Source organism: Arsenicicoccus sp. UBA6765, from assembly GCF_002453335.1.
In the GTDB taxonomy this organism is placed as follows: Bacteria; Actinomycetota; Actinomycetes; order Actinomycetales; family Dermatophilaceae; genus Arsenicicoccus; species Arsenicicoccus bolidensis.
In genome coordinates, this window is the sequence record NZ_DKGR01000012.1 from 81842 (window position 1) to 89599 (window position 7758).

Sequence of the window (7758 nt, forward strand, 5' to 3'; positions counted from 1 at the left end):
CCGCCCTCGAATCATCAGGGATGTTGATCTGCTGAATCAATAATATCAGTTGGACTAATGCGTTGCGCGGACCTAGGTTCGAGGGAAGCAGCTGGGCGGGCGCGTCCCGTCGAGGGTCGTCCGAGCAGGAGTGAAGCCCATGGAACTACCGGGGACGTTCGAGCATGTGCGGTACGCCGTGGCCTCCGGTGTGGCCCAGATCGTCCTGGCACGTCCCGAGAGACGCAACGTGCTCGGCGTAGGTCCTGGGTCCAGCCGCACCGAGATCCTCCAGGCGCTGCTCGTGGCAGACCATGATGACGCGGTGGGCTGCATCCTCCTGCATGCCGAGGGGGACGCCTTCTGCGGAGGCGGGGACCTCACCGGCGCGGCCCTGCCCGAGGGGATCGACGGAGACCTCTGGCTCGTCACCCAGGTGGACGACTTCCACGCTCGCGTCCGTGCGGTGAGCAAGCCGGTCGTCGTGGCGGTCCAGGGCAGCTGCTTGGGCGCGGGTCTCGGCATGATCGTCCAGGCCGATCTCGTGCTGGCTGGCGACGATGCCCGCTTCGGCCTGCCCGAGGGCCGGTTCGGACATCCCGGCGGCGCCGAGCTGGCTGCCGTGGTCGGCGCCTCCTGGGCGAAGTTCCTGATCTTCACCGGGGAGACGATCGGCGCCCAGCAGGCGGTGGAGTGCGGTCTTGCTCTCGCCGTGATCCCCCGCGAGATGCTCCTGACAAGGGCTCTAGACCTGGCGCAGCGCATCGCGACGATGCCCCCCACCTCGCTCCGGCTGAACAAGCGCGCCATCGACGCCGCGGTGGAGTCGGCCGGCAGGGCGGCGGGACGTGTCGCGGGGCGCGCGGTCGACGTCCTGACCAAGTCGGCGAGCCACGCAGCCACGGCTCCGGACGGTCGCCGGTTCGAGGACATCGTCACCGCCCAGGGGGTGCGGGGCCTGAGGACCGCGACGGCGCAGCAGGTGCGGGGGAGCTGGTTGGACAGTGTCGCTGGTGACGGTGGAGGGGAGCAGACCTCATGACGACTCCGTTGGACGGCCTACGCATCCTCGACCTGACCAATGTGGTCATGGGCCCCTACGCCACCCAGGTCCTCGCCGACTACGGCGCGGACGTGATCAAGGTCGAGACCCCGGCGGGGGACACGACGCGGCAGATCCCGCCCATGCGCAACCCCGACATGGGCACGACCTTCCTGCACCTGAACCGCAACAAGCGATCCGTGGTGCTGGACCTGCGGGAGCCCGACGGTCGCGACGCCTTCCTGACGCTCGCCGACTCGTGCGACGCCTTCATCAGCAACGTCCGTCCCGCTGGCCTCGCCCGCCTGGGGATCGACTACGCCACGCTGTCAGCCCGGAACGCCCGCTTGATCTGGGTGGGGCTCACCGGGTTCGGGGAGGACGGACCGTACGCCGGCCGGCCGGCATACGACGATCTCATCCAGTCGCTCACCGCGGTGCCCGACATGCTCGTTCGCACCGGGTCCGACCACCCGCACTTCGTGCCCCTGGCCTTCAACGACCGTGCCGTGGGGCTGCACGCCGCCGTCGCCCTGCTCGCCGCCGTGCACCAGCGCGCCTCGACGGGGGTCGGCCAGCAGATCGACATCCCCATGTACGAGACGATGGCGCAGTTCACCCTGGGCGATCACATGGGTGGTCATACCTTCGAGCCGCCGATCGGGCCGCCCGGCTACCAACGGACGCTCAACCCGGCTCGGCACCCCTATCGGACCCTGGACGGCTACATCACGGCGATCGTGTACACCGACGCACACTGGCGCTCCTTCTTCGACCTCGTGGGCCGTTCCGAGGAGTTCTCGACGGACCCCAGGGTGGCGACCCTGCGCAGCCGCACCGAGCACTCCGAGGCGCTCTACCGCGAGGTGGGGGAGGCGGTGGCGACGGGCACGACGCAGGAGTGGCTCGCCCGGTTCGACGCGGCGGACATCCCGGCTGCTCCGGTCCACAGCCTGGAGTCGGCCATCTACGACGAGCACCTGGAGAGGGTCGGCTTCTTCCGTCTGGCCGAGCATCCCACCGAGGGTCTGGTGCGTGAGATGGCCATCCCGAGCCGCTGGCCCGACGTGAGCTTCCCGGCCCCGCGACCGGCCCCCTCGCTGGGGCAGCACACGGTCGAGGTGCTGCGCGAGGCGGGTGTCTCGTCCGAGGTCATCGCCCGGCTGGAGAGTCCCGCGGCGTCGGCGGAGCACTGCTCATGACGACCGACGTCCGCACCAGTCCTCCCGTCCTCGTCGTCGGCGCCGGTCCTGTCGGCCTGGCCCTGGCCCTGGACCTCGCCCAGCGAGGGGTCCGATCCGTCGTCCTCGAGCGGGGGACGGCCCAGTCCGCGCTGATGCCGGCCAAGGCGGGAACCCTCAACGAGCGAACCATGGAGCTGATGCGCCGGTGGGGACTGCGAGACCAGATCGTCGGCTGGGGTTGTGACGACGAGTACCCCAGAGACACGGTCTACCTCACCAGCCTCGTCGGCGGCCACCTCGTGGGGCGCTCGGCGATGCCCTCGGCCGCCGAACGCTGCGAGTCGCCCGGCAGCCCTGAGATCCTGCGCAAGTGCCCGCAGTTCGTCCTGGACCCCCTGCTGGCGGCGGCAGCGACGGCCACCGGTCTGGTCGACCTGCGTCACGAGACCCGCTTGGTCGACGTGGTCGACCTGGGTGACCACGTCGTGGCCGAGGTGGTGGATGGTGACGGACGCCACGAGCGCCTTCGGGCTGACTACCTCGTCGGCTGCGACGGGGCCGGCAGCACGGTTCGTCGGCTGATGCACATCCCCTTCGAGGGACGCACGCTGGACCACTCCGTGACCGTCGTCGTCGAGATCGACGAGCTCGAGCGCCACCACTCTCATGGCAAGGCCGAACGATTTCTCTTCCTGGGCCCAGACGGCGCGTGGTCCAACGCGACGTCGATGGACTACGACCGGATCTGGAGGTTCACGCTGCTGGGCTTCTCCGAGGCGCCGGACCTGGACACGATCGATGCAGCAGCCCAGGTGCGTCGGGCGCTCGGGAGCGACGAGATCCCGTTCCGCATCCTCGGGGTGGTGCCCTGGCGCCGGAGCCAGTGCGCTGCCAGGACCTTCGACCACGGGCGGGTCCTGCTCGCCGGCGACGCTGCCCACACCACATCCCCCACCGGCGGTCACGGCCTCAACACAGGCCTCGGCGACGTCTCCGACCTCGGTTGGATGCTGGCTGCCTGCCTCGAGGGATGGGGTGGTCCCGGGCTCCTGCACGCCTACACGCAGGAGCGGCGGCCGGTCGCCGTTCGCAACAGCACGCTGTCGAGCAGGAACTACGAGCAGTGGGTCGAGCCGCTCGACTACTCGCAGATCCTGGCATCGGGAGCCGAGGCCGATGCAGCCCGCCGCACCGTGGGGGACCGGCTCGTGACCTCCCTGCACGGCGAGTTCAACTCTCAGGGGGTCGGCCTCGGCTTCCGCTACGAGGGGTCGCCCATCGTCGTGCCGGACGGCACACCCGAACCTCCGGACGAGGTGAGCACGTTCGTCTCCACCGACCGCCCCGGTCACCGGGCCCCCCATGCTTACCTCGAGGACGGCCGGTCGACCCTGGACCTGTTCGGCGAGGGTTTCGTGCTGCTCAGGCTGGGGCCCAGGCCGCCCGACGCCAGGGCACTCGTCGTGGCCGCGGCCTCCGGGGGAGTGCCTCTGACGGTCATCCACATCGATGAACCGAGTGTCGCGAGGGCCTACTCGCGCGCGCTGGTTCTCGTGCGCCCGGATGGCCACGTCGCGTGGCGCGGTGACGTGGCGCCCGACCTCGACGACGCCGCCGCCATCATCGACACGGTGCGCGGCGCGCGTGTCGATGACCGTCGCCCCAGCACCACTCAGCCTCTCTCACGTCCCACCAAGGAGCATGCATGAACAGCACCGAGCCTGCACGACGCTGGCCCGCCTATGTGATCCGCGAGCCTGGCCCGGCCGCGCTCGTGGAGCTGACCGAGGCCGACCTCCCCCCGGGCGACGTCACCGTGGAGATCAGCCACTCGTCGTTGAACTTCAAGGACGGGCTGGCGGTGACCGGCAAGGGCCGGATCGCGCGCCGCCTCCCCATGGTGTGCGGCATCGACCTGGCGGGCACCGTGGCGGCCTCCGACAGTCCCGACTGGTCGGTCGGTGACGACGTGATCGTCACCGGGCACGGTCTCTCGGAGACGGAGCAGGGGGCCTACACCGCTCGTCAGCGGGTGCAGTCCGGATGGCTCGTGCGTCGTCCCGAGACGCTCACGGCCGAGCAGGCGATGGGGATCGGGACGGCGGGCCTGACGGCGATGATGTGCATCCTGCGGCTGGAGGAGGCCGGGGTGGTGCCAGGAGGCGGACCCGTGGTGGTCACCGGAGCGGGGGGTGGTGTCGGGAGCGTGGCCGTCGCCATCCTAGCCAAGCTGGGCTACGAGGTCGAGGCCGTGACCGGCCGCAGCGAGACCCATGACTACCTGAGTGCCCTCGGTGCTGCGGCCATCGTGGACCGGGCCCAGCTCGCCGAGCCCGGCAAACCCCTGCAGGCGGAGCGGTGGGCGGCGGCGGTGGACACGGTCGCGGGAGTGACCCTGGCCAACGTCCTGAGCCAGATCCGCTATGGCGGGTCGGTGGCGGCGTGCGGCCTCGCCAGCGGCAACGACCTGCCCACGACGATCCTGCCCTTCATCCTGCGCGGCGTGAACCTCCTCGGTGTCGACTCGGTCATGGCCCCCATGCCCGTGCGGATCGAAGCTTGGCGACGTCTCGGGACCGACCTGCCGGCACCCGCGCTGGCCGAGATCTCCCGCGTGGAGCCCTTCTCCGCCGTCCCCGCCCTGGCCGAGGACATCCTCGCCGGCCGAATTCGTGGCCGGGTCGTCATCGATATCGCCGCCGAGTCCGGCACGACCGACTCCTCCACTGACTGATCCACCGGCCCCACCAACGATCCATCCACGAGCAAGGAGAGACCCATGAGCACCCATACCTCGGTCGCCACCTCGGCACCAGCCCTCGTGCCCACCACCCCGACGATGTTGAACCACCTGGCGTACGTGACGCCGTGCGCCGAGGACACCGTCGACTTCTACACCCGGGTGATGCAGATGGACTTCGTGCAGGCCGTCATGGACGACCGCGTGCCCTCCACCGGCGAGCCCTTCCCCTACTTCCACATCTTCTTCCGGATGCGGGACGGGTCGACGCTGGCCTTCTTCGAGGCCCCCGAGCTGCCGCCGCGGGCCAAGCCGAGCCACCCGGCGTACGACACCTTCGACCACCTGGCGCTGCACACCGAGTCGGTCGAGGACGTCGACCGCTGGCACGCGCACATCACGGCCCAGGGCATCGACGTCGTCGGGCCGGTCAACCACGGCATCATCTACAGCATCTACTTCTACGACCCGATCAACGGGATCCGGCTCGAGATCACCACACCGCTCGACCCCGACTGGAACAACCAGGGGGCGGAAGCAGCCGTGGCGCTGAAGCGGTGGGTGGACGCCAAGGACCGGGCTCGGGCCAAGGGCACCTCGGTGCTCGACGAGATCGAGCTCAAGCACCGGATCACGACCGCCCTGGAGTCGGACTCGTGACCGGGGGGACTGGCCGTTGCCCGGTCGCTCATGACGTCGACCTGATGGACCCCGACTTCCTCAGCGTCCCTTTCGACTACCTGACGCAGCAACGGCGCGAGACCCCGGTGTTCTACGTCCCCGAGGTCGATCTCTACTTCGTCACCAGGTACTCGGATGCCGAGCGAGTCTTTCTCACGCGGGGTACGTACAGCGCCGGGAATGCCTCCTCTCCCATCTGGCAGCCGTGCGAGGCGGCCAAGGAAGTCATGCGCGCGATACCGCTCGTGCCGACCTTGAACAACGCTGACCCCCCTCGCCACGGCTTCATGCGCAAGGCCGTCCTCAAGGGGTTGACGCCGCGCAGGGTCGCTGCCATGGAACCCGTTCTGCGCTCGATCACCGAGGAGCTCGTCGCCGCGCTCTCCACGGAGCCCGTCGCTGACCTCATGAGTGGGCTGGCCGTTCCTCTGCCGGGATATGCCGGCTTCTCCCTGCTGGGTTTCCCCGAGCAGGACTGGGACATGGTCAAGGGATGGTGCCGGGGTCGGGTCCAGCTCACCTATGGTCGGCTCCCGGAGGACGAGCAGGTCGCCGTCGCCCGGACCAACCTGGCGTTCTGGACCTACTGCGAGGACCACGTGTCTTTGCGGGAGCGACAGCCCGGTGACGACATGACGACCGAGCTCCTGGCGTATGCCGCCGGCCGTCCGGACGAGGAGATGTCGCGCCTGGACGTGGTCCGCATCGTCTATGCGCTCGCTCTCGCCGGTCATGACAGCACGACCGCCGCCATTGGTGGTGGCATGCGGTACCTGCTGGGTCACCAGGACCAGTGGGCGGCCCTTGTCGGCGATCCCGACCTGATTCCAGGCGCGGTCGAGGAGATGCTGCGCTACGACCCGCCCATCCTCGGACACCGCCGGATCGCCCTCGAGGATGTCGAGATCGGCGGGGTGACCATTCCCGCCGGGTCGGGCATCATGCTCACCCTGGCTTCCGCGCACCGCGACGAGGCACGCTTTCCCGACCCGGACGTGTTCGACGTCACCCGGGAGGACGCCAGGGCCCATCTCTCCTTCGGCAAGGGCGTGCATCTGTGCCTCGGTGCGCCGCTCGCGCGTCTCGAGATGAAGGTCATGCTCGAAGTGCTGGTCTCGCGCCTGCCGAGGCTGCGGCTGGTCGAGGACCAGGCATTCGCCATCGTGCCGAACCTGGTGTTCCGCAACCTGGAGCAGCTGCTGGTCTCGCCTCAGGGCGACGCTGAGCTCGCCGAGGCGCGTCATGGGTGAACGCCTCTCATCCCAGGGCGCGGACTTCCGCCGCACCGAGCGGGAGGGGGTCCTCACGGTCACCTTCACCAGGGATGCCAAGCTCAACGCGGTCAGCCAGGAGATGGTCGACGCGCTTCGATCGGCTGCAGTGGACCTCGGAGATCGCGACGACCTTCGGGCGCTCCTCATCAGGGCCGAGGGCAGGTTCTTCTCCGCAGGCATGGACATCGGCGGGACGATGGCGGGCCGCGACGACACCGATGGGCGCGACACCCGTCGGCTTCGTCGTAGCTATCGCCGGCTTCATCTGCTCTTCGACGAGCTGGAGGCGATCGAGAAGCCTGTCGTCGTCGCCGTCCAGGGTCCGTGCTGGGGGGTGGGGCTCGAGCTGAGCTCGTCCTGCGACTTCCGTCTGGCCACACCTCGGGCGACCTTCGCGTTGCCCGAGGTGCCCAACCTCGGCGTCATCCCTGGGTCGGGGGGGATCAGTCGGGTGACCCGACTGATCGGCCCTCACTGGGCCAAGTGGCTGGCCATGGCCGGTGAGGTCGTCGACGCCGACCGGGCTCTGGCCATCGGCCTGGTTCACGCCGTCCACCCGGAGGATTCCTTCGACGAGGAGGTCGACGCGTTCATGCGCAAGCTCGTCGACCTCCCCGGCGATGCTGTCGGGCTGGCCAAGCTCGCGGTGGATACGGCGGCGTCGGTCGACCGCGGGACCGCTCGTGACTTCGACCGGGTAGCGAACACCGTCCTGCTCCTCTCCGAGGACCACAAGGCTCGCGTACGAGCCTTCGAGGAGCGACAGCACCGCGCCTGAGGCCCCTGCCAACCGTGCTTCAACCTGACACTGGCGGGTCAACGAGTCGTCAAAAATCTGGCTCTTCTGACGCTTCCGTG

General features: G+C 69.3%; 7 protein-coding genes. All 7 read left to right on the forward strand.

Going from position 1 to position 7758, the window contains the following annotated elements; all coding sequences use genetic code 11:
* Window positions 1-139 precede the first annotated feature (139 nt).
* Genes B4K29_RS02345 through B4K29_RS02375 form a run of 7 tightly spaced genes read left to right on the forward strand, consistent with a single transcriptional unit; the run spans window position 140 to window position 7678 of the window.
* Complete coding sequence (locus B4K29_RS02345; protein ID WP_286958374.1) at window positions 140-1021, forward strand: enoyl-CoA hydratase/isomerase family protein; 882 nt, start codon at window positions 140-142, stop codon at window positions 1019-1021.
* Window positions 1018-2223 carry a CaiB/BaiF CoA transferase family protein gene (locus tag B4K29_RS02350; protein ID WP_286958376.1) on the forward strand — a complete coding sequence of 402 codons (1206 nt, stop codon included), beginning with the start codon at window positions 1018-1020 and terminating at the stop codon, window positions 2221-2223. Before B4K29_RS02345 ends, B4K29_RS02350 begins: the two co-directional genes overlap by 4 nt.
* Window positions 2220-3914 carry an FAD-dependent monooxygenase gene (locus B4K29_RS02355; RefSeq protein WP_286958377.1) on the forward strand — a complete coding sequence of 565 codons (1695 nt, stop codon included), beginning with the start codon at window positions 2220-2222 and terminating at the stop codon, window positions 3912-3914. Before B4K29_RS02350 ends, B4K29_RS02355 begins: the two co-directional genes overlap by 4 nt.
* On the forward strand, window positions 3911-4939 hold the full coding sequence (locus B4K29_RS02360) for an MDR family oxidoreductase (protein ID WP_286958378.1): 1029 nt from the start codon (window positions 3911-3913) through the stop codon (window positions 4937-4939). The genes B4K29_RS02355 and B4K29_RS02360 overlap by 4 nt, the downstream gene beginning before the upstream one ends.
* Window positions 4940-4984: 45 nt before the next feature.
* Window positions 4985-5605: a VOC family protein gene (locus B4K29_RS02365; protein ID WP_286958379.1), complete on the forward strand. Its 621-nt coding sequence runs from the start codon at window positions 4985-4987 to the stop codon at window positions 5603-5605.
* Between the two features lie 44 nt (window positions 5606-5649).
* Window positions 5650-6876: a cytochrome P450 gene (locus tag B4K29_RS02370; protein WP_286958858.1), complete on the forward strand. Its 1227-nt coding sequence runs from the start codon at window positions 5650-5652 to the stop codon at window positions 6874-6876.
* Window positions 6869-7678 (forward strand): enoyl-CoA hydratase/isomerase family protein, encoded by an 810-nt coding sequence (locus B4K29_RS02375; RefSeq protein WP_286966314.1) that lies wholly within the window; start codon window positions 6869-6871, stop codon window positions 7676-7678. The genes B4K29_RS02370 and B4K29_RS02375 overlap by 8 nt, the downstream gene beginning before the upstream one ends.
* The last annotated feature ends 80 nt before the right edge of the window (window positions 7679-7758 follow it).

Coding starts and splice junctions, on each gene's coding strand:
- B4K29_RS02345 (WP_286958374.1), top strand. CDS start 140: ATGGAACTACCGGGGACGTTCGAGCATGTGCGGTACGCCGTGGCCTCC.
- B4K29_RS02350 (WP_286958376.1), top strand. CDS start 1,018: ATGACGACTCCGTTGGACGGCCTACGCATCCTCGACCTGACCAATGTG.
- B4K29_RS02355 (WP_286958377.1), top strand. CDS start 2,220: ATGACGACCGACGTCCGCACCAGTCCTCCCGTCCTCGTCGTCGGCGCC.
- B4K29_RS02360 (WP_286958378.1), top strand. CDS start 3,911: ATGAACAGCACCGAGCCTGCACGACGCTGGCCCGCCTATGTGATCCGC.
- B4K29_RS02365 (WP_286958379.1), top strand. CDS start 4,985: ATGAGCACCCATACCTCGGTCGCCACCTCGGCACCAGCCCTCGTGCCC.
- B4K29_RS02370 (WP_286958858.1), top strand. CDS start 5,650: ATGGACCCCGACTTCCTCAGCGTCCCTTTCGACTACCTGACGCAGCAA.
- B4K29_RS02375 (WP_286966314.1), top strand. CDS start 6,869: ATGGGTGAACGCCTCTCATCCCAGGGCGCGGACTTCCGCCGCACCGAG.